The 24,490-nt window shown below is 67.5% G+C and carries 23 protein-coding genes; 17 read left to right on the forward strand and 6 right to left on the reverse strand.

Going from position 1 to position 24,490, the window contains the following annotated elements; all coding sequences use genetic code 11:
• Window positions 1-17: 17 nt before the first annotated feature.
• The 6 genes from FFS09_RS04450 to FFS09_RS04475 all read left to right on the forward strand — a co-directional run bounded on the left by FFS09_RS04450 (window position 18) and on the right by FFS09_RS04475 (window position 5,780).
• Window positions 18-950, forward strand: a complete 933-nt coding sequence (locus tag FFS09_RS04450; RefSeq protein WP_137917654.1) for a dihydrodipicolinate synthase family protein — start codon at window positions 18-20, stop codon at window positions 948-950.
• The gene (locus FFS09_RS04455; protein WP_137917655.1) at window positions 947-2,134 is read left to right on the forward strand and encodes a mandelate racemase/muconate lactonizing enzyme family protein; all 1,188 of its coding nucleotides are present in this window, start codon (window positions 947-949) and stop codon (window positions 2,132-2,134) included. The genes FFS09_RS04450 and FFS09_RS04455 overlap by 4 nt, the downstream gene beginning before the upstream one ends.
• On the forward strand, window positions 2,131-3,051 hold the full coding sequence (locus FFS09_RS04460; protein WP_137917656.1) for a 2-dehydro-3-deoxygalactonokinase: 921 nt from the start codon (window positions 2,131-2,133) through the stop codon (window positions 3,049-3,051). The genes FFS09_RS04455 and FFS09_RS04460 overlap by 4 nt, the downstream gene beginning before the upstream one ends.
• Window positions 3,048-3,689, forward strand: a complete 642-nt coding sequence (locus FFS09_RS04465; RefSeq protein ID WP_137917657.1) for a 2-dehydro-3-deoxy-6-phosphogalactonate aldolase — start codon at window positions 3,048-3,050, stop codon at window positions 3,687-3,689. The genes FFS09_RS04460 and FFS09_RS04465 overlap by 4 nt, the downstream gene beginning before the upstream one ends.
• 67 nt (window positions 3,690-3,756) lie before the next feature.
• Window positions 3,757-4,761 (forward strand): Bug family tripartite tricarboxylate transporter substrate binding protein, encoded by a 1,005-nt coding sequence (locus FFS09_RS04470; protein ID WP_252374234.1) that lies wholly within the window; start codon window positions 3,757-3,759, stop codon window positions 4,759-4,761.
• A 44-nt stretch (window positions 4,762-4,805) separates the two neighbouring features.
• A complete protein-coding gene (locus FFS09_RS04475; protein ID WP_137917658.1) occupies window positions 4,806-5,780 on the forward strand; it encodes a Bug family tripartite tricarboxylate transporter substrate binding protein in 975 nt (324 codons plus the stop codon).
• A gap of 81 nt (window positions 5,781-5,861) precedes the next feature.
• Here the strand turns inward: FFS09_RS04475 and FFS09_RS04480 are convergent, their stop codons facing one another.
• Entirely contained in the window at window positions 5,862-7,547 is a 1,686-nt protein-coding gene (locus FFS09_RS04480) for an electron transfer flavoprotein-ubiquinone oxidoreductase (RefSeq protein ID WP_137917659.1), read from the reverse strand.
• A gap of 194 nt (window positions 7,548-7,741) precedes the next feature.
• Between FFS09_RS04480 and FFS09_RS04485 the strand changes: the two genes are divergently transcribed.
• The 7 genes from FFS09_RS04485 to FFS09_RS04515 all read left to right on the forward strand — a co-directional run bounded on the left by FFS09_RS04485 (window position 7,742) and on the right by FFS09_RS04515 (window position 14,586).
• Complete coding sequence (locus FFS09_RS04485) at window positions 7,742-8,524, forward strand: SDR family oxidoreductase (protein ID WP_137917660.1); 783 nt, start codon at window positions 7,742-7,744, stop codon at window positions 8,522-8,524.
• Window positions 8,525-8,844: 320 nt separating this feature from the next.
• Complete coding sequence (locus FFS09_RS04490; protein ID WP_137917661.1) at window positions 8,845-10,026, forward strand: ABC transporter substrate-binding protein; 1,182 nt, start codon at window positions 8,845-8,847, stop codon at window positions 10,024-10,026.
• Window positions 10,027-10,054: 28 nt separating this feature from the next.
• On the forward strand, window positions 10,055-10,915 hold the full coding sequence (locus tag FFS09_RS04495) for a branched-chain amino acid ABC transporter permease (protein WP_137917662.1): 861 nt from the start codon (window positions 10,055-10,057) through the stop codon (window positions 10,913-10,915).
• Window positions 10,915-11,982 carry a branched-chain amino acid ABC transporter permease gene (locus FFS09_RS04500; protein ID WP_137917663.1) on the forward strand — a complete coding sequence of 356 codons (1,068 nt, stop codon included), beginning with the start codon at window positions 10,915-10,917 and terminating at the stop codon, window positions 11,980-11,982. Before FFS09_RS04495 ends, FFS09_RS04500 begins: the two co-directional genes overlap by 1 nt.
• Window positions 11,979-12,746: an ABC transporter ATP-binding protein gene (locus tag FFS09_RS04505; RefSeq protein ID WP_137917664.1), complete on the forward strand. Its 768-nt coding sequence runs from the start codon at window positions 11,979-11,981 to the stop codon at window positions 12,744-12,746. Before FFS09_RS04500 ends, FFS09_RS04505 begins: the two co-directional genes overlap by 4 nt.
• 2 nt (window positions 12,747-12,748) lie before the next feature.
• Window positions 12,749-13,480, forward strand: coding sequence for an ABC transporter ATP-binding protein (locus FFS09_RS04510; RefSeq protein ID WP_171019872.1), 732 nt, complete (start codon window positions 12,749-12,751; stop codon window positions 13,478-13,480).
• Window positions 13,481-13,533: 53 nt separating this feature from the next.
• Window positions 13,534-14,586, forward strand: a complete 1,053-nt coding sequence (locus tag FFS09_RS04515; RefSeq protein ID WP_212745051.1) for an amidohydrolase family protein — start codon at window positions 13,534-13,536, stop codon at window positions 14,584-14,586.
• A gap of 24 nt (window positions 14,587-14,610) precedes the next feature.
• On the opposite strand, the gene FFS09_RS04520 is transcribed toward FFS09_RS04515, so the two are convergent.
• On the reverse strand, window positions 14,611-15,627 hold the full coding sequence (locus FFS09_RS04520; RefSeq protein WP_137917666.1) for a Bug family tripartite tricarboxylate transporter substrate binding protein: 1,017 nt from the start codon (window positions 15,625-15,627) through the stop codon (window positions 14,611-14,613).
• Window positions 15,628-15,666: 39 nt separating this feature from the next.
• Window positions 15,667-16,416: a class II aldolase/adducin family protein gene (locus FFS09_RS04525; protein WP_137917667.1), complete on the reverse strand. Its 750-nt coding sequence runs from the start codon at window positions 16,414-16,416 to the stop codon at window positions 15,667-15,669.
• 94 nt (window positions 16,417-16,510) lie between these two features.
• On the opposite strand from FFS09_RS04525, the gene FFS09_RS04530 reads away from it, so the two are divergent.
• Entirely contained in the window at window positions 16,511-17,755 is a 1,245-nt protein-coding gene (locus tag FFS09_RS04530) for a LysR family transcriptional regulator (protein WP_171019873.1), read from the forward strand.
• Between the two features lie 18 nt (window positions 17,756-17,773).
• Here FFS09_RS04530 and FFS09_RS04535 read toward each other — a convergent pair whose 3' ends face one another.
• Window positions 17,774-18,757: a LysR family transcriptional regulator gene (locus tag FFS09_RS04535; protein ID WP_252374235.1), complete on the reverse strand. Its 984-nt coding sequence runs from the start codon at window positions 18,755-18,757 to the stop codon at window positions 17,774-17,776.
• An 83-nt stretch (window positions 18,758-18,840) separates the two neighbouring features.
• Here FFS09_RS04535 and add point away from each other — a divergent pair, with 83 nt between their 5' ends.
• Genes add through FFS09_RS04550 form a run of 3 tightly spaced genes read left to right on the forward strand, consistent with a single transcriptional unit; the run spans window position 18,841 to window position 22,091 of the window.
• Complete coding sequence (gene add / locus FFS09_RS04540) at window positions 18,841-19,941, forward strand: adenosine deaminase (protein WP_137917669.1); 1,101 nt, start codon at window positions 18,841-18,843, stop codon at window positions 19,939-19,941.
• A 9-nt stretch (window positions 19,942-19,950) separates the two neighbouring features.
• Window positions 19,951-20,931, forward strand: a complete 981-nt coding sequence (locus FFS09_RS04545; protein WP_137917670.1) for a Bug family tripartite tricarboxylate transporter substrate binding protein — start codon at window positions 19,951-19,953, stop codon at window positions 20,929-20,931.
• Window positions 20,932-20,990: 59 nt separating this feature from the next.
• On the forward strand, window positions 20,991-22,091 hold the full coding sequence (locus tag FFS09_RS04550; RefSeq protein WP_137917671.1) for a nucleoside hydrolase: 1,101 nt from the start codon (window positions 20,991-20,993) through the stop codon (window positions 22,089-22,091).
• Here the strand turns inward: FFS09_RS04550 and FFS09_RS04555 are convergent.
• Both FFS09_RS04555 and FFS09_RS04560 read right to left on the reverse strand, forming a co-directional pair.
• Window positions 22,088-23,533, reverse strand: a complete 1,446-nt coding sequence (locus FFS09_RS04555) for an aldehyde dehydrogenase family protein (protein ID WP_137917672.1) — start codon at window positions 23,531-23,533, stop codon at window positions 22,088-22,090. The two genes, FFS09_RS04550 and FFS09_RS04555, sit on opposite strands and share 4 nt — an antisense overlap.
• Before the next feature lies 1 nt (window position 23,534).
• Window positions 23,535-24,488: a 2-hydroxyacid dehydrogenase gene (locus FFS09_RS04560; RefSeq protein WP_137917673.1), complete on the reverse strand. Its 954-nt coding sequence runs from the start codon at window positions 24,486-24,488 to the stop codon at window positions 23,535-23,537.
• Between the last annotated feature and the right edge of the window lie 2 nt (window positions 24,489-24,490).

The raw sequence follows: 24,490 nt of genomic DNA on the forward strand, positions 1-24,490 counted from the left end.
CGAACTGGATCGACGACGTGACCTCTCCTGCTTCCCTCTCCGGGGTCTTCCCCGTGCTTCCCACCCCTTTCGATACCGCTGGCCAGCCCGATGAGAAGGCGCTGCGCGGTTTGGTGCGCTACCTGCTGGAGGCCGGTGTGGACGGCATCACCTACCCGGGCGTGGCCAGTGAAGTCGGCCAGCTCAGCGTGGCCGAGCGCCTGTCGCTGACCGCGGCCGTGCTGGACGAAGTGGCGGGCCGTGTGCCGGTGGTGGCGGGTGTGTCCAGCGCGCAGGCAGCGACCACGATCGAGCTGGCCAAGGCCGCGATCGCGCAGGGCGCGGTCGGTCTGATGGTGGCCGTGCCGCCGGACCGCCCCACGGCGGCCCAACAGATCGCGTACTTCCGCGAAGTCGCCACGGCCGTGCCGAGCGCCGTGCTGGTCCTGCAGAACGTGCCCATGCCCGTGGGCGCGGGCCTGGACCCCGAGGCGATCGTGGAAGTGGCGAAGGCCGTGCCCGCGATCCGCTACGTGAAGGAAGAGACCCTGCCCAGCGGCCAACGCCTGACGGTGCTGCGCGAGCAAGGCCCGGCCACGATGGTGGGCGTGTTCGGTGGCGCGGGTGGCCGCTACATCACCGACGAGCTGCGCCGTGGCGCAGCCGGCACCATGCCGGCGATCGAACTGGCCGAGGTGCACGTGGCGCTGTTCAAGGCGCACCGCGCGGGCGACGAGGCGCGCGTGCGCGCGCTGTTCACGCGCATGCTGCCCATCCTGAACGTGCAGGCGGTGTTCCGCTGGTCGCTCACCAAGTACGTGCTGAGCGCGCGCGGCCTGTTGAGCAGCGAGAACCAGCGCGCGGCCGGCCCGCGCCTGGACGCGCTGGACAAGGCCGACGTGGACGCCTTCCTGGGCGACCTGCAAGACCTGTTGTTGCCGACGCACCCGCTGCGCCGGAACGCGAGATGAGTTCCGGGTCGCGCATCGCCGCGGTCGAGACCTGCATCGTCTCGCTGCCACGCGACACGCCCTACCTCGGCCCTCTGGGCGAGGGCGAGCAGGTGAGCTCGCGGGGTTACCTGGTGCGCCAGGGCAACCGCACGATCTATCCGAGCAGCGACATGTCGGTGCTGATCCGGGTGACGGCCGAAGACGGCACCTACGGCTGGGGCGAGACCTACGGGATCATCGCGCCGGACGCGGTCACGGCCCTCATCGACGACGTGCTCGGCCCGGTGATCGTCGGGCGCGACCCGCGCGACGCGACCGCGATCCACGAAGACCTGTACGACCTCATGCGCGTGCGCGGGGCTTCGGGCGGCTACTGGGGTGACGCCATCGCCGGCATCGACATCGCGCTGTGGGACCTGGCCGGCAAGCTCGCCGGCCTGCCCGTGGCCAAGCTGCTGGGCGGCCAGCGCGCGTCGCAAGTGCCGGCCTACATCTCGGGCCTGCCGGGCAAGACGCTGGACGACAAGGTGAAGATCGCGCGCGATTTCGCCGCGCGCGGTTTCACCGCGTTCAAGTACGCGGCGGCCGTGTCGTTCGACGGCATCGTCGACGAGATGCGTGCGCTGCGCGAAGCGCTCGGCCCACGCGCGAAGCTGATGGTGGACCTGCACTGGAAGTTCGACGCGGGCGAGGCGATCCAGCTGATCGACCAGCTCGCGCCCTTCAACCCGTACTTCGTCGAAGCACCGTGCGCCGCTGAAGACATCGAAGGCCAGGCGCGCGTGGCCGCCGCCGCGCGCGTGCCGGTGGCGCTGGGCGAAGAGTGGCGTTCGGTGCACGAGGCGCTGCCGCGCTTCGAACGCCGCGCCATGTCCATCGTGCAGCCCGAGATGGGCCACACCGGCATCAGCCAGTTCATGCAGATCGGCCGCATGGCCAACGCCTTCCACATGCGCGTGATTCCGCACGCGAGCATTGGCGTGGGCATCTTCCAGGCCGCGAGCCTGCACGCCTCGGCCTCGTTGCCCAACGTACCCATGCACGAGTACCAACACTCGGTGTTCGACCGCAACCTGCAGTACGTCGACACCACCATGCGCTGCGACAACGGCGCGTTCATCCTTCCCGAAGGACCCGGCCTGGGCATCGAGCCCAAGGCCTTGCTGTGGTCCTTCCTGCGCAAGAAAGCCCAAGTTCCATGACCGCTTCCCCCTCCGCCTTGATCGCCATCGATTGGGGCACCTCCAACCTGCGCGCCAGCCTGCTTGATGCGGGCGGCGAGACCATCGAAACGCGCGCCGCGCCCGGTGGCGTCATGGCCGTGAAAGATGGCCAGTTCGCCGAGGCGCTGCTGTCGCTGTGCGGCGACTGGATCGAGAAGCGCGCGGGCGCATTGATCGCCAGCGGCATGGTGGGCAGCCGCCAGGGCTGGAAAGAGGCCGCGTACCTCAACTGCCCCGCAGGTGTCGAAGAGGCCGCCGCGCAGCTCACGCGCGTGGACGTGCTGCCGGGCGTGCCCCTGCACATCGTGCCGGGCCTGACCTGCCGCAATGCCGACGGCCAGGACGACGTGATGCGCGGCGAAGAAACGCAGATGTGGGGCGCCGATCTCGCGCCCAACAGCATCTGCATGCTGCCCGGCACGCACGCCAAATGGGCCTGGATCGGCGACACCGCCCAGGTCACGCGCTTTTCCACCTACATGACCGGCGAGCTCTACGGCCTGCTGACCAAGCACGGCATCCTCGGCCGCCTCATGACCTTTGGCCAGTCCGCGCCCGAGGCCTTCGAAGCCGGCGTGCGGCTGGGCCTGGAACAGAGCGACAACGCCACGCACGTGATCTTCGCGGCGCGCACCGCGGGCCTGATGGGCCGCGTCGCGCCCGAGGGCTTGCCCGACTACCTCTCGGGCATCCTCATGGGCATCGAGATCGCGAGCGCCACACGTGCCGAACGACCGCGCACGGTGGTGCTGCTGGGCGACGACGAGCTGTGCGACCGCTACGCGAAAGCGCTGGCGCTCGCCGGCATCGCGAGCACGCGCGCACCCGATGGCGCGACCACGCGCGGCCAATGGCGCGTGGCGCAACAGGCCGGTTTGCTGGGGCACGCGCCATGAGCGATGAGCACGACGTGAGCGAACGGGTGGCGCAGGCCCTCGCGGCCCAGCCGCTGGTGGCCATCCTGCGCGGCATCACGCCACCCGAAGCGGTGGCCGTGGGCCTGGCACTGGTCGACGCGGGCATCCGCGTGCTCGAGGTGCCGCTCAACTCGCCATCGCCACTGGAGAGCATCCGCCTGCTGGCCGACGCGCTCAAGGGCCGGGCGATCGTTGGCGCGGGCACCGTGCTGCGCGAGCTGGAGGTGGACGCCGTGGCGGCCGCGGGCGCACAACTGGTGCTCTCGCCCAACTTCAAGGCGCCCGTGGTGCGCTGCACGAAGGCGCATGGCCTGTATTCGATGCCGGGCGTGGCGACGGCCAGCGAGGGCTTCGATGCGCTCGAGGAGGGCGCCGACGCGCTCAAGCTGTTCCCCGGGGATCTGCTCGGCCCGCCGGTCATCAAGGCCTGGCGTGCGGTGTTTCCGAGCACCACGCCGATGTTCAGCGTGGGCGGCGTCAACCTGGAGAACCTGCCGGACTTCAAGGCCGCGGGTGCGAGCGGCGCGGGCATTGGCTCGGCGCTCTACGCGCCGGGCCGGTCGGCCGCCGAGACCGCGAGCCGCGCGCGCGAGTTCATCGCACGTTGGCGGGTCTGAGGGGCATTCGCCGCGCCGCCCGTTTTTTGTTTTTCTCATGTACGACGACAAACCAAGGAGACACGCCATGACCCTCAAGATGACCCGCCGCACCCTGGCCGCGGTGCTCGCGCTCGGCGCAACCGCGTTCGCGAGCGCGGCCCATGCCCAGGCCACCAACGCGGCGCAGAGCTACCCTTCGCGCGCCGTGAAGTTCATCGTGCCGGTGCCCGCGGGCGGCGCGGCCGACGTGATGTCGCGCATGATCGCCAACCACCTGCAGGCCAAGCTCGGCCAGCCCTTCGTGGTCGAGAACCGCCCTGGCGCGGGCTCCAGCCTGGGCATGGACGTGGTCGCCAAGGCCGCGCCCGATGGCTACACCATCGGCATGGGCAACATCGCGGCCAATGCGATCAACCCGGCGGTCAGGCCGGGCGCGTTTCCGTACCAGCCGGTGAAGGATTTCGCCGCCGTGTCGATGGTGGGCGTGACGCCGCTGATCCTCGTGGTCAACGCCGAGAAGGTGCAGGCCACCAGCGTGCCGGCCTTCATTGCCTACCTCAAGGCCAACCCGGGCAAGCTCAGCTACGGTTCCTCCGGCGTGGGTTCGTCGCTGCACCTGGCGATGGAGCTGTTCATGATGCGCACAGGCACCCAGATGGCCCACGTGCCGTACAAGGGCTCGGCACCGATGGTCACCGAGCTGATCGGTGGCCAGATCGAGGCTTCGATCGACGCGGCCACCACCTCGTTGCCGCAGGTGAAGGCCGGCAAGCTGCGCGCGCTGGGCGTGTCGACCAAGGAGCGCGCCTTCTTCGCCCCCGAGGTGCCGCCCATCGCCGACACCGTGAGCGGCTTCGACGTGAGTCCCTGGCACGGCGTGGTCGCGCCCGCGGGCACGCCGCAGGCCATCGTCGACAAACTGTCGACCGAGATCCAGGCCTTCTTGCGCCAGCCCGACACCGAGGCCAAACTGCGCGATGCAGGCGTGGTGCGCGTCGGCTCCTCCGCGAAGGACTTCCAGCAGGCCATGCAGGCGGATTTCGAGCTCTACACGAAAGTGGTGAAGGACGCCGGCGTCAAGGCGGACTGAGACACACCCATCGCGCAACGTTTTTTGACATGGAGATGAAACTGATGAACCCACAAATCAACCGCCGCACATTGCTCGCGGCTTCTGCCGCCGCGGTGGCCTCGGGCGCGCTGCCCAGCGCTTTCGCGCAGGGCACCTGGCCCACCAAGAACATCACCGTCATCGTGCCCTTCGCACCTGGCGGTGCGGGCAACGGCTCGGTGCGCATCCTGGCGGACATCATCGGCCCGAAGATCGGCCAGCCGCTGGTGGTGGAAAACCGCGCCGGTGGCGGCGGCATCCCCGGCACGCAGTACGTCACCAACAGCAACGACGACCACATGCTGCTGATGGGCAGCACGTCCATGACCATCCTGCCCGCGTTGCGCAACGACCTGGGTTATGACGTTCAGAAGGACCTCAAGCCCGTGGGCATGATCTCCTCGCAGCCGGTGGTGTTCGCCGTGCCCGCGAACTCGCCCATCAAGACGCTGGACGACCTGATCGCGCGCGCCAAGGCCGGTGAAGTCACGGCCGGCAACAGTGGCGTGGGCACGCTCTCGCACCTGACCACCGAACTGCTCAACCGCAAGCTCGGCCTGAAGCTGCTGGCCGTGCCGTACAAGGGTGATGCGCAACTGATCCCCGATGTGGTGGCCGGGACGATCCAGATGGCCGTGATGAACCTGCCGGTGGCGCTGCCGCTGATCCAGGACGGCCGCTTGCGCGCTGTGGCCGTGACATCGAAGGAGCCGGTGGCTTCGTTGCCCGGTGTGAAGACGCTCAACACCCTGGGCCCCGAGTTCGTGATCTCGGGTTGGGCCGCGTTGTTCGCAGGACGCAACGTGCCCGCTGCGGGTGTGGAACGCTTCGCTGCGCAACTGCGTGCGGCGCTGCAGCAGGAGAGCGTGCGCGAGCGTTTCGCGGGTTTCGGCGTCACGCCCGAGATCGCCACGCCAGCGCAAACGCGCGATTATGTCGCGGCCGAAATGGCGCGTTGGGCCGACGTGGTGAAGAGCCGGGGTATCAAGCTCGAATAAGGGCGGCGCACTTCTGCCAAAAAAATGCCTCGCGATTGCGAGGCATTTTTTTGCTCCCTCCCCGCTGGGGGAGGGGCGAATTCACATGCCCGCGTAGTTCGGGCCGCCGCCACCTTCGGGCGTGACCCACACGATGTTCTGCGTCGGGTCCTTGATGTCGCAGGTCTTGCAGTGCACGCAGTTCTGCGCGTTGATCTGCAGGCGGTCCGAGCCGTCTTCGTTCTTCACGAACTCGTACACACCCGCGGGGCAGTAGCGCGACTCGGGGCCGGCGTACTTGGCCAGGTTGATCTTCACCGGCACGCTCGGATCTTTCAGCGTGAGGTGGGCCGGCTGGTGTTCTTCGTGGTTGGTGTTGCTCACGAAGACGCTGCCCAGGCGGTCGAAGGTGATCTTGCCGTCGGGCTTGGGGTACACGATCTGTTCGCACTCGGCCGCGGGCTTCAGGTAGAGGTGGTCGGCCTTCTCGCGGTGCAGCGACCAGGGTGGCGCCTTGAAACCCAGGCGCGGCAGCAGCCAGTGTTCGATGCCGACCATGAGGCCGCCGACGATGTTGCCGTACTTGAACCAGGACTTGAAGTTGCGCGAGGCCTCCAGCTCTTCCTTCAGCCAGCTCTTGTGGAAGCCGACCGGGTAGGCCTTGAGTTCGTCGTGCTGGCGGCCGGCCTGCACGGCTTCGAACGCGGCTTCCGCGCAGAGCATGCCGCTCTTGATCGCGGCGTGGCTGCCCTTGATGCGCGCACCGTTGAGGTAACCCGCGTCACAACCGACCAGCGCACCACCGGGGAAGGTGGTTTGCGGCAGGCTCATGATGCCGCCGGTGGTGATGGCGCGCGCGCCGTAGCTGATGCGCTTGCCGCCTTCCAGGAACGCCTTGATGCGCGGGTGCGTCTTCCAGCGCTGCATTTCCTCGAACGGGCTGAGCCAGGGGTTGCTGTAGTTCAGGCCGGTCACCAGGCCCAGCGTGACCTTGTTGTCTTCCAGGTGGTACATGAAGCCGCCGCCATAGGTGTCGTTCTTCATGGGCCAGCCGGCGGTGTGGATCACCAGACCGGGCTTGTGTTTCGTGGGGTCGATTTCCCAGAGTTCCTTCACGCCGATGGCGTAGGCCTGCGGGTCCTTGCCTTCGTCGAGGTGGAACTTGGCAATGAGGCGCTTGCCCAGGTGGCCTCGCGAGCCCTCGGCGAACACGGTGTACTTGGCGTGCAGTTCCATGCCGAGCTGGAAGCTCTCGTTGGGCTCGCCGTCCTTGCCGATGCCCAGGTTGCCCGTGGCAACGCCCTTGACCGAGCCGTTGTCGTTGTACAGCACCTCGGCGGCAGCGAAGCCGGGGAAAATCTCCACGCCGAGGGCTTCGGCCTGCTGGCCCATCCACTTCACGACGTTGCCCAGGCCCACGACGTAGTTGCCTTCGTTGTGGAAGTTGTTGGGGATCAGGAACTTGGGCGTGTCGATCGCGCCGGTTTCGGTCAACCACAGCAGCTTGTCGTCGGTCACCGGCTGGTTCAGCGGTGCGCCGTCTTCTTTCCACTTCGGCAGCAATTCGGTGATGGCCTTGGGGTCCATCACCGCGCCGCTGAGAATGTGCGCGCCGGGTTCGGAGCCTTTTTCGAGCACGCAGACGTTGATCTCGCTGCCTTTTTCCGCGGCAATCTGTTTGAGGCGGATCGCGGTGGCCAGGCCGCCTGGGCCGCCTCCGACCACGACCACGTCGTACTCCATGGCTTCGCGTGGGCCGTAGGTGCTCAGGATCTCTTCGGGCGTCATGTGATGGTCTCTCTCTGGCGGGGAGAATGTCCCCGGGGGATGTTCAGGATGGCGTGGCCGTGGGACATGCCGGTATCGTGGTCATCAGGGATTTTAATGGGCCATGACGCACAATGATGTCGGGCAGGCAGTCTGGCCGCCGTGGCACCCCAGTCACCAGCAAATTCCACAGACGTGAAAGAGGAGGTTCTCTCATGGCATACAGCCTGGATCTCGCGGGTCGCGTGGCCCTTGTCACGGGTGCATCGGGTGGCCTTGGCGAGCAGTTCGCCAAGACGCTCGCGAAGGCCGGCGCGGCCGTGGTGCTGGCCAGTCGCCGCACCGACCGGCTCATGGCGCTGCGCGCCCACATCGAGGCCGCCGGCGGCGATGCGCATGTGGTGGCCATGGACGTGACCGACCACGCCTCGATCAAGGCGGCGGTGGCGCATGCCGAAACCGAGGTCGGCGCGATCGACATCCTGATCAACAACTCGGGCGTGAGCGCCACGCAGCGGTTGCAGGACGTGAGCGAAGAAGACTACGACTACATCTTCGACACCAACACCAAGGGCGCCTTCTTTGTCGCGCAGGAAGTAGGGCGGCGCATGCTGGCGCGCGCCAACGGCGCGGCGCCGGGCACCTATGTGGGGGGGCGCATCGTCAACATCGCGTCCATGGCCGGGCTCAAGGTGCTGCCGCAGATCGGTGTGTACGCCATGAGCAAGGCCGCGGTGGTGCAGATGACCAAGGCCATGGCGACGGAGTGGGGGCGCTTTGGCATCAACGTCAACGCGATCTGCCCGGGCTACATCGACACCGAGTTGAACAACCACCACTGGAAGACCGAGCAGGGCCAGAAGCTCATCAGCATGCTGCCGCGCAAGCGCGTGGGCGCGCCCACGGATCTGGATGCCCTGCTGGTGATGTTGTGCGCCACCGAGAGCCATTTCATCAATGGCGCGGTCATTGCGGCGGACGACGGATTCGCTGTCTAGCCTCGCGCGCATTCACGCCGCATCGCGCGAATTCCGACGCGCGAAACAGCGCTCGGCCAGCATGCCATTTATCGATGGCACTATGAAAAAGAATAATTCGCCGTTATGACCCTTCTCCCGCAAACTGCCGCGGTCGAAGAGTTCAACGGCGGGTTTCATCCGCGCAATGGATCTCGCATGTGAACCGTCGTTGGCGTGAATGCGCCAAGCGGGGATCGGCGATTGCCTGGGTTGTGTCTCGCGCTCTTCGAGGATTCGGAATACCCGAATTCGATCTCTCGACGATCGCGTGCATCACCAACTATTAGACCGAGGCAATCATGAAATTTCCATGGACGAGGTTTGCTCTTCGCAGTGTTCTGGCGGCGGGTCTGGTCGGATTCGGCTTCAGCGCCGCGGCGCAAACGCTGAAGATCGGCTGGCTGTCCTCCTTGACGGGACCGCTGTCCGCCGCCGCGCTGGCGGAGAACGAAGGCGTCAAGCAGGCGGTGGAAGAAATCAACCGAAGCGGTGGCGTGCTGGGCCGGCAGATCGAACTGCTGACCCGCGACACGGCGGGCGACCCCACCAAGGCGGTCAACTTCGCGCAGCAACTCGCCTACAGCGAGAAGGTGCATTTCGTCATCGGCCCGGTCAACTCGGGCGAGGGCCTGGCGACGACGCCGATTCTGGCGCGTGCCGGTGTGCCCAGCATCGTGATCAGCGTCGTGGACGAACTGGCCGACCCCAAGAAGTACCCGTTGGCCTTCCGGGTGGTCAGCACCAGCCAGCAGTGGCTGACCACGGCCAATGACTACGCCGTGAAGACCTTGAAGAAGAAAAAGATCGCCATCATCGCGGACACCTCCGGGTTCGGCACGCACAGCGCCAAGCAGGCGGCCGACATCCTGAAGAAGTCGGGCGGCGAAGCGGTGTATGTGGCGCTGGTCGACCCGAACAAGACCGACGTGACCGACGAGATCAACAAGTCCAGGGCGGCAGGCGCGGAAGTGGTAATGACCTGGACCTCGTCCACCGGCCTGCTGGCCCGCCTGCTCAACGCGCGCGGTGACATGGGTTGGAACGTGCCGGTGATCGGGCATCCGTCCCTGATGGCCACGCAGATCCGCAAGCTGCTCAACAAGCCCGAGTACTGGGCCAACACGTTCGCGCCTGGCTACGCGAGCACCACCTACGGTCCGGAAGGCTCGGTGCCCGAGCGCACCAAAGCGTTGATCGACAGAATGCGCCCGAAATTCGGTGGCGGTGAAATCGACCTTACGTTCTGGTGGGTGACCATGGGCTACGACACCGTGAAGGTGATCGAACACGCGGTGAAGACGGCCGGGTCCACCGAGCCTGCCGCGATACAGAAGGCGCTGGAAGGCACGCGCAACTTCCAGGGCGTGTATGCGAACTACACCTGGGGCCCGAACGAACGCAACGGCTTCCCCGACAGCAACATGGTGATGAACGCGGCCAACACCTTCAAGGACGGCAGCTTTCAGATGGCCCCGCGCTGAGCGCTGAATCCAGTAAAAGGTACGCAGCGTGCTCACGGTTTTTGTGACCGGGCTCGCGGTGGGCACGCTCTATGCAGCCATCGCTTTGGCCTACAACGTGATGTTCTCAACATCCAAAGTTCTGTCCCTCACCACGGGCCACCTGGCCATGTTGGGAGGGGTGTTCGGCGCCTGGTTCATCCAGGCCTGGCAACTGCCGTGGTGGATCGCCATGATCGGCTCCATGGCGGTGGGCGCCCTGTTCGGCCTGATCACCGAGTTGCTCGCGATCCGGCGCGTGCTCAACAAGAGCGACGAGCACCTGTGGCTCTTGAGCACGCTCGCCGTGGCCACCATGGTGCAGCAGGGCGTGGGGCTGTGGTGGGGCACGGAGCCCAAGCCGTTCCCGCGCCTCTTTGTGCAGGACTTCGGCGCGGGCGTGCTCGACCAGAAGTTCTGGCTGCCCATCGGCGCCACGGTCATCCTGGCGCTGGGGCTGAGTCTGTTTTACCGCCGCACGATGTACGGCAAGCTGTTTGTCGCCATGTCCGAAGACGCGTTCGCCGCGCGGGCACGCGGCATCTCCACCGACCGCATCCGCATGATGTCCTATGTGCTCTCGGGTGCGCTCGGCGGTCTCGCGGGCTTCGCGGCGGGCCAGCTCACTTTCGCGTTCTTCGCGCTGGGCCACCTGCTCACGCTCAACGGCTTCATCGCCCTGGCCGTGGGCGGCTTGGGCAGCAACGCGGGCGCTTTGCTCGGCGGTGCCATCCTGGGCCTGCTCAACGCCTTCGCCAGCTACTGGTTCGGGGGTGAATACCAGCAGACCATTGCGGTCGGCATCCTGTTGCTGGTGCTGCTCGTCAAGCCCGAAGGCATGTTCGGCTCCCGGAATGTGAGGCCCGTGTGATGAGCCCCACGACGTCTGGATTCAAACCCTACGCGCTGGCCGTTTGCGCGCTGCTCGTGGTGGCCTTGCCCTGGCTGACCAGCGACCAATACCAGTTGCACGTCGCGGCGCTGATCGCGGTGTACTGGATTCTGGTGGCCGGTCTGAACCTGGTGATCGGCTACACGGGCCAGATCTCCATCGGCCACGTGGGCCTGCTGGCGATCGGCGCCTATGCCTTCACCATCCTCACCGGCAAGCTCGAATGGCACCCGGGGCTGGCGGTGCTGGCGGCCGGTGCCTTGTGCGGCCTGTGCGGCCTGGTCCTGGGCCTGCCGTCGCTGCGCCTGCCGGGCTTCTACTTCGCCATGGCCACCATGGCCTTCGCGCTCATCGTCAACGAAGTGGTGCTGGCCAACGACGGCCTGACCGGCGGCGGCATCGGCATGCCCGTGCCGACCTTTCCCGCGCCGTTCGACACACCCGTGGGCTACTACTACCTGGTGGTCATGGTGGCCCTGGTCGTCACCTTGCTCACCTGGAACGTGGTGCGGCACATGTGGGGCCTGGGGCTGGTGTCCATCCGCGACAGCGAAGTCACCTCGCAATCGGTGGGCGTGCCCATCTTCCGCGTCAAGCTGACCATCTTCGTCTTCAGCGGCGTCGTGGCCGGTGTCGCGGGCGCGCTGTTCGCCAGCCTGCAGAGCTACATCACGCCCGACACCTTTGTCTTCGAGCTGAGCCTGTTCTTCTTTGTCAGCATCATCATCGGCGGGCGCGGCAGCATCATCGGGCCCTTGCTGGGCACGGCGGTGCTCACGGCGCTGCCCGAGGTGGTGGCGCCCTTGGCCAAGCTCGGCAACTTCTTCTACGGCCTGCTGCTGCTCGTGGTGGTGCTCGTCGTGCCCGAAGGCATCGGCCGCGTGTTCGAGCTGCTGGCCGAGCGCTGGAGGCCGCGCAAAGTGGTGAACGAAACCGTGCAACCCGATCTGGCGCGCCTGAAAAAGGCGCTGGCAGAACAGCGGCCGGGAGAGCCGCCACAGGGCGGACCGGCGCTGGTCAAACCGGCATTGGGAGAACAGGCATGAACGCGGCGAACGGATCCCTCGTGGCCGACAACCTCACCAAGGACTTCGGCGGACTCAAGGCCGTGGACGCCGTCACCCTCGCGGTGCACCGGGGCGAGGTGCACGGCCTCATCGGCCCCAACGGCAGCGGCAAGACCACCATGCTCAACATGCTCTCGGGCTACTACGAACCCACGCGCGGCTCCATCGCGCACGACGGCGCGGAGATCGCCCACACCACGGTGCAGCACCGCGCGCGCATCGGCGTGGCGCGCACCTTCCAGAAACCCCGGCTCATGCCTACGCACTCCGTGCTGGACAACGCCATCCTCGGCGCCTGGACCCACGCACGCGCCGGCTTCCTCGGCACCGCGTTCGGCCTGCCCAGCGTGCGGCGCGAAGCCAGGGCCTTGAAAGAACGCGCGCTGGAACTGCTGCACGGCGTGGGCCTGGGCCATGCGGTGCACCGGCGTGCCAACCTGCTCGGCCACGCGGAGCAGCGCTTCCTGGAGATCGCGCGCGGCCTCATGCTGCGCCCGCGTTTCATCCTGCTCGACGAACCCGCTGGTGGCCTGACCTCCCACGAGATCGAGCACCTGGGCGCCTTGTTGCAGACGATCCGCGGCGCGGGCATTGGCGTGTTGCTGGTCGAACACCACACCGACTTCGTCTTCCGCATCTGCGACCGCGTGACCACCTTGAACGTGGGCAAGATGATCAAACATGGAACGCCCGACGACGTGCGCAACGACCCGGAAGTGATCCGGGTCTACCTGGGGGCATGAACATGGAACGCACACGCCCCCCACAAGTGCTGCTGGACGTGCAGGACGTGCACGTGGCCTACGGCAAGGCCGAGGTGGTCCATGGGATTTCCATGGACGTGCGCGCTGGCGAGTTCGTCGTCATGCTGGGCCGCAATGGCGCGGGCAAGAGCACCTTGCTGCACGCCATTTCGGGCCTGGTGCCGATGCGCTCGGGCACGGTGCGCTTCCAGGGCCGCGACCTCAGCCGCGCCACACCGCGCGACATCGTGAAGGCCGGCATCGTGCAGGTGCTCGAAGGGCATCGCGTGTTCCACACGCTGTCGGTCGAGGACAACCTGTTGATCGGGACCTATGCGGCCAACCCGCGCGGCGACCGCAGCAAGCTCGACCGCATCTACGCGCTGTTCCCCGAACTCGCGGAGCGGCGGCACCAGATGGCGTCGCGCCTGTCGGGTGGGCAGCAACAGATCCTGGCCGTGGGGCAGGGCGTCATTGGCGATCCGAAGTTGCTCATCCTCGACGAACCCTCGGGCGGCCTGGCGCCGCTGGTGATCGACCGGATCCTGGAGGTGGCATCGGACCTTTGCATGAGCGGCATGGCGATTCTGCTGGTGGAGCAGTTGGTGGAAAAGGCGCTGCGGCACGCGACCTATGCCTACCTGGTCGAAACCGGGCGCATCGCGGCCTCGGCGTTTTCCAGCGAACTGCACGACGGCGACCTGCTGAAGCGCGTGTACCTCGGCGGGCACTGAAGCCCGGGGTTCGCATGCAGGCCCGCGAGACGACGCCTTCCTACCGGGGGACCTTGCACCGAAACACGCGCGAGCTGCTCGAGTGGCACGCGCGTGCGCCACGCGAAACCGCGTTGGAGCCTGATCTGCCCATCGTCGATGCGCACCACCATCTGTACGGTGGTGCGGGCGACGCGCACCACTACCGCTTCGAAGACCTGGAGCAAGACCTGGGTGGTGGCCACAAGGTGCTGGCCACCGTGTATGTGGAAGCATACGAACCCGGCTGGCGCACAGATGGGCCACCGGCTTTGCGGCCGGTGGGGGAAGTGGAGCGCATCATTAAACTGACGCGCACACCGACCCACCATGGATGCCAGGTGGCCGCCGGCATCGTGGCGCATGCCGACCTCACGCTGGGCGCTGCCGTGGCCGAGGTGCTGGCCGCACACGAGGCGGCGGGAGAAGGGCGCTTGCGCGGCATCCGCCACGTGACGCCCTACGAGGGCGGGGCCGTAGGCCGCTACGTCAAAGGCTCACCACGCGAGCACCTGCTGATGGTCCCGGCCTTTCGCGAAGGCATGGCACAGCTCGCGCGGTTCGGCCTGAGCTTCGATGCCTGGGTGTACCACCCGCAACTGCACGGGCTGTGCGACTTCGCCGCCGCGTTCCCCGACACGCCCATCGTCATCAACCACGTGGGCGGGCTGATCGGCGTGGAAGAAGACGGCTACCGCGCCGACCGGGCCGCACACCTCGCGCAGTGGCGCGGCCACTTGCGCCGACTGGCGCAGTTGCCCAACGTGTCGATCAAGATCGGCGGGCTGGGCATGCCCGTGTTCGGCTTCGGCTTCGAACACGCAGACGGGCCCGCCGCATCGGACGTGCTGGCGCGTGCCTGGGCGCCGTTGATCGACACCTGCATCGAAGCCTTCGGCACGCAGCGCTGCATGTTCGAAGCCAACTTCCCGGTCGACAAACAGTCGTGTGGTTACACGGCGCTGTGGAATGCGTTCAAGGTGGCGAGCCGCGCGCTGTCGGCAGACGAGCGCGGGGACTTGTTCTGGCGCACGGCGTGTCGCGTCTACAGACTGCCCGATGTCGCCGAACGCGCGGCGGGCGCTTAGGCGCGTGCCTCGCTTGCGGTGCCTTCAGCGGTTCGTTGCAGGCGCGTCCGTCGGCGCGTCTGAAGCCTGGATGCCAATGGCCTTGAACGTTCGCTCGGCTTGCGCCTGGGCCTGTGCCAGCTGGCTCGCAAACTGCGCGGGCGTACCGGGCAGCGGCTCCATGTAGTTCTGCGACGCGAAGGCCTGGAACGCGGCGCTCGTCACCGCCTTGTTCAACTCGGCGTTGATGCGCGCCACCACCGGTGCCGGCGTGTTCGCCGGTGCGTACAGACCCCAGAAGGTGGCCATGCCCGGGTCGCTGTCCAGTTCACCCAGGCTCGGCACATTCGGGAACGCCGGCGCGCGCTGTGTGCCCGTCACGGCCACCATTTTCAGCTTGCCCGCTTCCACCGCCGGCTTGGCCAGCGCCAGGCTGCTGAAGGCCAGGTTCACCTCGCCGGTGTTCACCGCCAGGAACGACGGGGCCGAGCCTTTGTAGGGCACCGGGGTCAGCTGCACGCCGTTCTGGCGCGCGATCCAGGCGTAGTAGATGGCCGGCACGCTGCCCGGACCCCAGGTCGCGAAACTGATCGCTTCGGGCTTGGCCTTGGCGTGCGCCATCAGCTCACGGAAGCTGTTGGCCGGCACCGAGGGGTGGGCGACGATCACGTCGTTGGGCGTGCGCACCACGCCACCGACCGGGGCGAAGCCCGTCTTCGCGTCGTACGGCAGCTTCGTGAACAGCAGCGGGTTGAACACCAGCGACTGGTTGTCCGTGAGACACAGCGTGTAGCCGTCGGCCGGTGCCCGGGCGCAGGCTGACATGCCGATCAGGGTGCCGGCGCCCGGCCGGTTGTCGATCACCACCGACTGCCCGAGTCCGTCGCTCATCAGCTTGCCGACCGTGCGCGCCACCAGGTCGGTCAGCCCGCCTGGCGAGGTCGACACGATCAGGCGGATGGGCTTGGCCGGGAAGGTGTCGGCATGGGCGGGGCCGCCGGCCAGGGCCAGCGCGGAAATGGCGATCACGGGGACGGTCTTCGACAGGGCAACGCGCATCATGGGAACTCCGGAAGTGGGTTGGAAACAGGAAACGGGCTGTCAGGAGAAGACGCGGGCATCGCCCAGGGTCTTGGCTCGAAAGTCCAGCTTGCGGCAGAAGTAGTTCCAGCAGTGCTCGATGTGCACGGTGCTCATGATCTGGCCGTGCCGATGGTCGCGCGCCGCCTGCGCCGGAAACGATGGCGCGCGGCCCGCCGCCGCGCCCAGCAGATGCAGGCGCGCGGCGCGCTCCAGGAACACGCCGATGCACACCGCATGCTCGATGCTGGTGCCGCAGAAGGTGACGCCGTGGTTGGCCATCAGCACGGCGAAGTGCGGGCCCAGCGCCTCGGCCAGCGCCTCGCCCTGGTCGGGCGTTTTGAGAAGGGCGTTCTCACCGGCGAAGCAGGGCACGTGCGAGAAGTAGTCGGCATCCAGCGTGTACGGCTGCGGCGCATCGCCGAAGGCGGACAACACGCTGGCATGCGGTGGATGCGTGTGCGCCACGACCTGCACGTCCGGGCGCGCCAGCAGGATGCCCGAGTGGATGGGCCATTCGGAATGGCGCCCGCCCTCGCCGGCGAGTTGGCGGCCTTCGTGGTTCACCAGCACGAAGTCGCTGGCGCCCAGGATCTCGCCGAGGCCGCGCGCGTTGCGCTTGAACCAGAAGCCCCGGCCGGCGGGGTCGCGCAGCGACAGGTGGCCCAGGGTCATGTCGCCATGGCCTTCCATTTCCAGGATGCGGCAGGCGCGCGCCAGCTTGTCCAGTTGCAATGGCAGTTCGGGGTCGATTCGGTCGTCGTGGTACATGGCGATGACTGTACCGACCGGGTGCCGATTCGCCCATTTCAATCGGCGTTCGATGGCATCGAATATTCTTATCGAAGGTCCTTATCATCAGGCCATGATCGAGAAGTTATCACCGCGAAACCTCCGCGTCCTGATCGCGGTGCAAGAGCGCACCAGTGTCGCCAGCGCCGCCAACGCGCTGCTGCGCGCACCCTCGGCGATTTCGCGCAGCGTGCAGGAACTTGAATTGGCTTTGGGAACCCCGCTGTTCGATCGGCTCCCCGCCGGCATGCTGCCGACCCCTGCCGGAGAGCTCGCGTACCGCCGGGCGAAGCTGGTCGAAAGCGAGTTCCTCGCCGCACATCGGGCGCTGACCGAGCTGGGCGCGGCGCGGCAGGCGCCCTTGTTCGCCATGTTGGCAAGCGTGCGGCAGATGGCCGTGCTGGTGAAACTGGCGGAACTGGGCCACATGCCCTCCGTGGCCGAAGCGCTGGGCGTGTCGCAGCCGGCGATCAGCAGCGCGCTGCGGGAAGTGGAGCAGTCGCTGAAGCTGCCCTTGTTTGACCGGGGGCTGCGGCGCATGGTGGCCACACCGGCCGGTGAACTGCTGGTGTTCCGGCTGCGGCGCGTGCTCAGCGAGATCGGCCACCTGCGGGCCGACGTGGGCAGCCTGCTCGGCGATGTCAGTGGCCGGGTCACCATGTCCATGCTGCCGTCGTCCCGCACCTGGCTGATGCCGCAGGCGATCGCGAATGTGGTCGGCCGCCATCCCGGCGTGCAGGTGTCGGTGGTCGATGCCCCGTTCGATGTGTTGTTCGCCGGCCTGCAGTCGGGCGAGATCGATTTCATCTACACCGGCATTGGGCCCGAGTACCGGCACCGCGACCTCCGGGTCGAGCCGGTGTCGCAGGACCGGCTGGTGGTGGTGGCCCGTGCGGGCCACCCGCTGGCGCGCAAGGCGAAGCTGAAGGCGAGCGACCTGTCGCGGTTCCCCTGGGTGTTGCGCGATCCCAGTGCGCCCTCGCGCCAACTGCTGGACCACGTGTTCCGCCGCATAGGGCTGGACTCCCCCCGCGTCGCCGTGCAGGCCGGCGACCTCGGGCTGCTGCGCGGGCTGCTGATGCAGAGCGACATGCTGACCGCCGTGTCGCCGCAGCACCTGCTGCACGAGCTGCAGGCCGGGACCCTGGCTGCGCTCGACATCGACCTGCCCGACAGCGTGCGCGAGGTCGGCTTCGTGCTGCGCAAGGACGCACAGCCCTCCGCACCCTGCGTGCTGCTGATGGAGGAAATCCTGGGCGCGGAGAAAAGGCGGCTCTCGCCCGTCAGGCCTGGACGAGCGCGGGCTTCACGGCCGTGAACGCGGCCCACCCGCCCTTCAACGTGCTTTGTCCAGGGTGCCACCCGGTTTGGCGTGCCCGCTTCGACGCGACATTCGCCTCACGCTCCGCTTCGTCGCCCCCGTCAGGTGTTCGCGTAGAAATTCGATGAAGTCTCGAGCCGCGGCATTGCGGATGGGGCCCTGCCGATAGACCAGCACCACACGCCGCTCGATGCGGGGCTCCTGCAGCGCGAGCACGGTCAACTCGGGATCGTGCAACGAGGTGGTGTAGAGCTGGGGCATGAGTCCGAGCGCCATGCCCCCGCGCACCAGCGCATAGAGGGTTTCCGAGTACTGCACGTGATACGGAGCCTGCGTGCCCTGGCCGAATTGCGCGCGCGCCGGCTCGCCGATCGCGGGCATGCTGCCGCTCTCGAACAGCACCAGGCGTTCATGGCCGATGTCCTTCCAGCTGGCTTTGCCATCGCGGGCCATGGGATGGTCGCGCCGCACCACCAGAACCAGGGGGTCCTGGAACAGCTCAATGCAGGTCAGGCCGTCGGGCGGCTCGGTGATGGCCGCCAGCGCCAGATCGAGCCGGCCCTCGCGCACCTCCTGCAGCAGCACGGTGGAGGGCGCATCGCGCCAGGTGAACTCCACCGCGGGTCCCGCGGCGGGCTTGAAGGCGTTCACTGCCATGGCCATGCGGGTGCTGGCCGAGGGGATGACGCCCATGCGCACCAGTGACCGGCCCCGCTGCACGACCTGCTGGATGTCCTGCAGCGCGAGGTCCACCGTGTTCACCAGGAAGTCGGTGCGCGCCAGCACTTCGGTGCCCAGCTGGGTGATCTCCAGCCGGTGCGTGGTGCGCGTGAGCAGCTGCGCGCCGAGCAGCTTTTCCATCTGTTTGATGGCGTTGCTCAAGGCCGGCTGCGTGATGGCCAGCCGCTGCGCCGCGCGGCCGAAATGGCCCTCTTGCATGAGCACGGAAAAGAACTGCAGGTGGCGCAGCGTCAGCGCCCGGATCGCGGGATCTTCCACCGACTTCCTTGATAACTTGGATGAATGAAATTATAGAAACATAAAACTTCTCTTATCACGAAGCCCTGCCTAGACTGGCCGGCATGTCTTCCACAAACGACCCCGCGGCACACGCGCTCGATCGCTTTCTTCTGGCGATGCCGAAGATGGAGTTGCACTGCCATCTGTTTGGCACGGTGCGGCGCCAGACGTTTGCGGAGTTGAACCGCCGCGCGGGCGCCCCCTTGACCGATGACGAGGTGAGCGGCTTCTACACCCGGGGCGAAAAACCCGTGGGTGTGTTGCGCGTGCTGCGCTCGCTGGACGCGCAACTGGTGCGCTCGGCGGCCGACCTGCACCGCCTCACGCTCGAATACCTGGAAGACGCTGCCGCGCACAACGTGCGCTACGCCGAGTTCTTCTGGAACCCGACCGGCACGGTGCAGGCGTCCGGCATTCCCTATGCCGCCGCGCAGGACGCGATCGTGCAGGCCATCCGCGACGCCGAGCGGCCATTCGGCATCATAGGCCGCCTGATCGCCGCCGTGGACCGCGAAGCGAGCCCCCAGGCGGCTGCCGAGATGGTGGAATGGGTGGCGGCGTACCGGTGCGATGAAGTGATCGGCATCGGCATCGACTACCGCGAGAACGACCGCCCGCCCGAGCTGTTCGCCCAGGCCTATCAGGACGCCCGGCGCGCCGGCCTGAAGACCACCGCGCACGCCGGCGAGTTCGGCATGCCCTGGACCAACGTGCGCACCGCGCTGGACTTGCTGCAGGTCGATCGCATCGACCACGGCTACACGGTGGTCGACAACCCGGCCTTTGCGCAGCAATGCGCCGAGCGCGGTGTGCTGTTCACCGTGGTGCCCACCAACTCCTATTACCTGCGCACGCTATCACCCGAGCGCTGGGCGCTGGACCACCCGATCCGCCGCATGCCCGGCCTGGGCCTGCGCATCCACCCCAACACCGACGACCCGACCCTGCACCACGTGACGCCCACCGGCGCGTGGCAGATGATGGTGCGCGACTTTGGCTTCGGCCTCGACGACCTGCGCGGCTTCATGCACAACGGCCTGGAGGGCGCCTGGATCGACGACACGCAGCGCCGCCGCTGGAACGCGGAGTGGAGCACGGCGTTCGATGTGCTGCGCGCGGCTTTTTGCAAATCTCTTGCCTCTTCTTCTCCCCACCTCTCCTGAAAGACCACCATGGCCCTCGACCGCTCACGCCTCGTCTTTGCCGCCTCGCTGCTGCTGGCCTTCTCGGCCCATGCCCAGGGCCCCGCCTGGCCCGCCGCCAAACCGGTGACGCTGATCGTGCCGTTCACGGCCGGCGGCAGCGTGGACTTCATCGCCCGCCAGGTGGCCACCAAGCTGGGCGAGCGCATCAACCAGACCGTGGTGATCGAAAACGTGGCCGGTGCCGGCGGCGCCATTGGCCTGCAGAAAGCCGTGAACGCGGCACCCGACGGCTACACGCTGGTGGCAGGGCCCGACAGCGCGATCGCCATCGGCAAGCTGGTCAACCCCGCTGCCTACCGCTTCGATCCGCTCAAAGACCTGGTGCCGGTGGGCATGCTGAACACCGCGCCCATGCTGCTGGTGTCGCGCACGGACCTGCCGATCAAGAACTACGCCGACTTCGTCAAGCTCGCCAAAGCCGAGCCGGGCAAGTACACGTACGCCACCTCGGGTGTCGGCACCGTGCTGCATCTGGCGATGGAACAGCTCAAGCAGCGCTCGGGTATTTTTGTGACGCACGTGCCCTACCGGGGCGGCGCGCAGATCGCCAACGACGTGATGGGCAAGCAGGTGGACCTGGCCATGCTGGTGAGCGCGAGCAGCATCCCCCACGTGCGCAGCGGCGGTCTCAAAGCCATGGGTGTGACGGGCAAGCAGCGGCTGGCCTCGCTGCCGGACGTGCCCACCTTCGACGAGTTGCCCGGCCTCAAGGGCTACGACGTGCTGAGCTGGACCGGCATCTTCGCGCCCAAGGGCACGCCGGCCGCCATCGTGAAACAGCTCAATGAAGCGCTCAACGACGCGTTGAAGGACAACGACGTGCGCGCGCGGCTCGCGGAGCAGGGCGCGTTGCCGGGCGGCGGCTCCGCCGAGGCGCTGGGCAGCTTTGCCCAGGCCGAGTTCGCCCGCAACCAGAAACTGGTGCCGACCCTCAACCTGAAGGAATGAGCGGCACGCGCGCTCGCCGATCCCGCCTCTTTTTTAAAACCCTCTCGGACATCGAACCCATGCCCCTGGACATCTCCTCTCGCCGTGGTTTTCCCTCCACCGGTTCGCTGGCCCTGGCCAGCTGGGCAACCACCGGCCTGCTGCCCGCCGCCGCGCAAGATGCGCAGACCCAGGTGCTGCTGGGCGTGGCGCCGCAGCAGTTGCCCGCGATCCCCGCGACGAAGCGCACCGTGATCATCGACACGGACCCGGGCCAGGACGACGCCATTGCGCTCCTGTTCGCGCTCGCCGCGCCCGAGCGGCTGGACGTGCGCGCGCTCACGGTGTCGGTGGGCAACATGCCGCTGAGCGTCACGGAGAAGAACACGCGCCGGGTGCGCGACTGGGCCGGGCGCACCGATGTGCCGGTGTATGCCGGCTATCCCCGGCCGCTGATCCGCGAGCCGATCTTCGCGGACGACGTGCACGGCAAGACGGGCCTGGATGGTCCGGCGCTGCACGAGCCGCGCGGCCCGCTGGCGCAAGGCCATGCGGTGGACTACCTCATCCAGACCTTGCGCGGCGCCGCGCCCGCCAGCGTGGTGGTGGTCGGGCTGGGTCCGCTCACCAACATCGCGGCGGCGCTGAACATGGCGCCCGACATCAAGCCGGCGATCAGCGAGATCGTGGTGCTGGGTGGATCCTGGGGTGTCGGCGGCAACATCACGCCGGCCGCCACGTTCAACCTCTATGCCGACCCGGAAGCGGCGTCGGTGGTGTTCCGCAGCGGCGTGCCGGTGACGGCGGTGTCGCACGACGCCGCGCGGCGCGTGCTCGTCACGCCCGAGCGCATCGCGCCGTTCCGCCAGATGGGCAACAACGCCGGCAAGGTGGTGGCCGACATCCTCGATTCGGCCATGGACTACGCCATGCGCCGCCGGGGCGTGAAGGTGGGTCCGATGTACGACCCCTGCGTGATCGCGTACCTGCTGCAGCCCGAGTTGTTCAAGGGCGCGCGCGTGCCGGTCGACATCGAAACCCGAGGTGAGTTCACCTCCGGCGCCACGGTGGTGGACTTCCGGGGCTACACCAAGCGAAAGGCCAACACGCTGTGGATCAGCGCGGTGGACATCGATGGCTTCTACCGCCTGCTGGGCCAGCAGATCGCGCGTCTGCCCTAACCTTGTACGTACGCCGTCTTCACCGACGTGAAGAACTCCTGCGCATAGCGGCCTTGCTCGCGCGGCCCATAGCTGCTGCCTTTGCGCCCACCAAACGGCACGTGGTAGTCCACACCGGCTGTGGGCAGGTTCACCATCACCATGCCGGCCTGGCTGTGGCGCTGGAAATGCCGCGCGTGGCGCAGGCTGGTGGTGGCGATGCCCGATGACAGGCCGAACGGCGTGTCGTTCGCCACCGCCAGGGCTTGTTCATAGTCGCGCACGCGGATGACGCTGGCCACGGGGCCGAACACTTCTTCGCGGTTGATGCGCATGGACGGCGTGGTTTCTGTCAGCAGGGTGGGGGCGACGAAGAAGCCGCGTTTGCCACTGTTGGTGTGGCAGTCGGCCGCGCCGCCACCGGCCACCAGCACGGCACCCTCGGTGCGCGCGCCTTCCACATAGTCCAGGTCCTGCCGAAGTTGTGCCTCACTCGCAGCGGGGCCGATGTGGGTGTCTGCGTGCAGCGCGTCGCCCACGCGCAGACCCGCCATGCGTTGCGCCATCGCTTCGACGAAGCGGTCGTGGATGCCCTCGGTGACGATCAACCGGCTCGCGGCGGTGCAGCGTTGCCCGGTGGAGAAGAAGGCGCTCTGCACGCACAGCTCCACCGCCTGGGGCAGGTCGGCATCGTCCAGCACCACTTGCGGGTTCTTGCCGCCCATCTCCAGTTGCACCTTCTTGCCGCGTTCGGCGCATTGCACGGCGATGCGGTGGCCCACGTCGGTGGAGCCGGTGAAGCTCACGGCGTCGATGCCCGGGTGCGTGACGAAGGCATCTCCGATCACGCTGCCGCGCCCCATCACCAGGTTGAAGACACCGGCGGGCAAGCCGCAGCGGTGGATGATCTCGGCCAAGGCCCAGGCCGATGCCGGCGTGAGGTCGGCGGGCTTGAGCACCACGCAGTTGCCCCAGGCGAGCGCGGGTGCGATCTTCCACGCGGGGATGGCGATGGGGAAGTTCCAGGGGGTGATGAGGGCGACCACGCCCACGGGTTCGCGCGTGATCTCCACGCCCACGCCGGGCCGCACCGAAGGCAACAGCTCGCCGCTCAGGCGCAGGCACTCACCCGCGAAGAAACGGAAGATGTGGCCGGCGCGGGTGACCTCGCCGATGGCCTCGGGGCGCGTCTTGCCTTCTTCGCGCGCGAGCAGCGCGCCGAGTTCTTCGCGGCGCGCCAGGATTTCGGTGCCGATACGGTCCAGCGCGTCGGACCGCGCCTGGATGCCGCCGGTGGACCACGCGGGAAACGCGGCGCGCGCGGCTGCAATGGCGGCGTCGAGCTGGTCTACGCTGGCTTGCGCGTATTCGCCGATGACGTCGTTCGGGTCGGACGGGTTGCGGTTCAGGCCCGCGGTGGCGCCTTGCACCCACTCACCGGCCACGAGGTTGCAGTAGGTCATCTCAGTTCACCGGGGTGAGCAGGGGTTGGCCGGCGAAGTGCCGGGTCGCATTGTCGATGAAGCGCACGACCGAGGCGTGGATGGCTTGCGGCGAGATGCCGGCAATGTGCGGTGTGAGGATGGCGTTGTCGAATGCCAGCAATGCCGCGGGCGGCAGCGGCTCGCCTTCGTACACATCCAGCGCGGCGGCGCAAATGCGCTTCTCGCGCAGCGCATCGGCCAGCGCGGCGGTGTCCACCAGCGAGCCGCGCGCCACGTTCACCAGCACGCCGTCCGGACCGAGCGCGTCGAGCACGGCGCGGTTGACGATGTGGTGGGTGTCGGGCCCGGCGGGCGCGCAGATCACCAGGTAATCGCACCAGGTGGCCAGGGCGTGGATGTCGTCGAACCAGCGGTAGCCGGTTTCATCGCGCCGCGTGCGGCTGCAGTAGCCGATGTCCATGTCGAAACCGTGCGCGCGCCGCGCCATCTGGCGGCCGATGGCGCCCAGGCCGAAGATGCCGAGCTTGCGGCCCGACACGTGGGGTGGGCGCGGGATGTCGTCGCGCCACAGGCCGTTGCGCACGCCGCTGTTGAGGAAAGGAATGCGGCGAATGGCGGCCAGCAGGATCGCCATCGCATGATCGGCCACCGCCGCGTCGTTGGTGCCGGCTGCGTTGCACACGCGGATGCCGCGCGCGGTCGCCACATCCACCGGAATGTGCTCGTAACCCACACCCAGGCTGCACACCAGTTCGAGCGCGGTCAGACCCGCGAATTCGTCGGGCGTGAGACCGGTCGCGCCGTTGGTGAGCACCACGCGAAAGTGGCTGCCGTGCGCGGCGATGAGTGCCGCTGCGGCCGACCGGTCCACGCGCGGTTTTTCGATCGGCGCGTAGACCATGTCGAACTGCTCCGCGACAAGCGCACGGTGTTCTTCGGACAGGTAGACCAGGACGAGGAGCTTGGGTTTCATGG

The organism is Hydrogenophaga sp. 2FB (assembly GCF_005503365.1).
GTDB lineage: Bacteria > Pseudomonadota > Gammaproteobacteria > Burkholderiales > Burkholderiaceae_C > Hydrogenophaga.